This window comes from Campylobacter sp. BCW_4338 (assembly GCF_001763255.1).
GTDB lineage: Bacteria > Campylobacterota > Campylobacteria > Campylobacterales > Campylobacteraceae > Campylobacter_D > Campylobacter_D jejuni.
Genome location: NZ_MJYJ01000045.1, coordinates 1 through 2,033 on the forward strand (window position 1 = coordinate 1; position 2,033 = coordinate 2,033).

At 25.4% G+C, this 2,033-nt stretch carries 1 protein-coding gene; it reads right to left on the bottom strand.

The window, feature by feature from the left end; all coding sequences use genetic code 11:
• A partial coding sequence (locus tag AJN69_RS10195; protein ID WP_315940610.1) for a type VI secretion system tip protein TssI/VgrG occupies positions 1–2,033 on the bottom strand: 2,033 nt, incomplete at both ends.

Consider the following 2,033-nt stretch of genomic DNA (forward strand, 5'->3'; position numbering starts at 1 on the left):
GTATTTTGATTAGCACCTATTTCTATATCTTTGTTTTCTCCTACATATTCATGAGAGTTTTTAGCCACTCTTACTTTATTATCTACTCCTACATTTAAGGTATTGCTTAATCCTACTATGGTATCTTTAGATAAGCCTACATTAGTTAAGTATTCTCCTCCTATATTGACATTTTTAGCTAAGTCTATGATTTGAGTATGAATCTTTTTAATCCTTTCATTATAAATTCCATCCACTATAGAATCTTTATCATTTAAGATTCTTTGAGTGAAATTATGCTGGACTAATTCATCATAATCCTTTTGGGCTTTTAAATAAATTTGTTCTTTATCTTTTATATTTGAGAGGGTAAGTTCATTATAACCTTCTTCATTAACACCTATGGTTTTAGAAGAAAGAGAAGTTTGGTGATCATTAAAAGGAAGATTTACTAAACTTGGATTAGTCTCATTATACAAACTTCCACTTACATAAGGCTTATCTATATCATCATCTAAAAAAGAAATAATCACTTCATCTCCTATTCTTGGAGTATGATAAAAACCTGAATGATTACTTGCTATACTTGAAGCTACTCTTAAAAAAGGAGTGTGATGATATAAACTTTCTTTTTCATCTAATTCTTCTTGATTAGCATAAAGATTAATCCTTACCTTAACCCTTCCATGCTCATCAGTATAAATAGTATTTCTCTCACTTTCTATATCCTTACTCTCTCCTATAACAATACCTTGAGTGCTATTAGGAGCTTTAGGTTTAGCTTTAAAACTTGGAGTAAAGATAATATTCTTTTTTAATAAAGTTAAAGTATTAGAATAAGATTTACTTAAATTTAAATCTTTTAAATTTAAATGATCATTAGTATTAATAGAATTAGCTAAGATGGCATCATCAATTAAGATTTGAGTATTAGCAATAATAATAAAGTCTTTAAGCAAAGAAGCTTTATCTTGTTTTTCTTCATCTTGATTTTTTATTTCTTCTTGATGATTAAACTCCTTATAATTTAAAGTGATAAAATCTCCTAAGCTAAGATGATAAATATTACTTTTTGCTAGTAAGCTTTCATTTAATACTAAGGCTCTTTTTTCTTTAAGAGAAGGCTTAGTCTTTAAATCAATGCTTTTTGTAAAAGAATATTCACTCTCATAAAAATGTTCATTATAATAAGCTTTGTTATTAAGTTCTTGTTCATAAGGAACTTTATTAGAATGTAAAGATAAAAGATTTAAAGGAGTATTGGCATTGATACTAGAATGTGTAAAAGAATTAGTTCTTAAGCTTTGTTCTTTATAAATAGAAGAAATACAAGCTTGATTTAAAATATTATTAATATTAGGATTATACTCAATTTCTTTATTTTTTACATTTTTATACACATCACAAAAATAAATAGTGTTCTCATCTTCATAAAAAAAGATTCCATTATTATGGCTTAATCTTGTAATAAAGTCTAAATCACTTTCATTGTATTGAGAGATGAGTTCTTGTTCTTCATAATTAAAATGTATATTAGAATAATCAATTTCTTTATGTAAGATATCTTGATAAAAACCAAGGGTTTGTTTAATCACTTCTATAATATTAGTATGAGTATAAATACGATTGGCTTTATTTAAAGAAAGTCTTATCAAGACTGATTGAAGCTTAAAAGAAAAAAAATGCTTGTATTTTATTTGCTTAGTATTTGAAGCGCTATCATTAATATTTAAAGCACTTTCATGATTAATACCTAGATATTTTATATAAGTGATAATTCCTTTATAATTTTTAACTTCATTTGTGTCAAAATTTAAAGTATTGTTTTCATAAGGATTATGAATACTTAAAATAGCTTCTTGATCGATTAAAACATTAGGATGAAAATTAAAATCTTGACTTAGATTAAATAAGCTTTCATCTAAACTTTCAAAAAAACCTTCACATTCTATAGAAAAAAGTTCTTCAAAACTTTCTTTGATGAGGGCTTTAGTGATTTTAAAGGGTAGGGGATTTGAAGTAGAATTTGATATATTAAGACTCATAAAGGAATT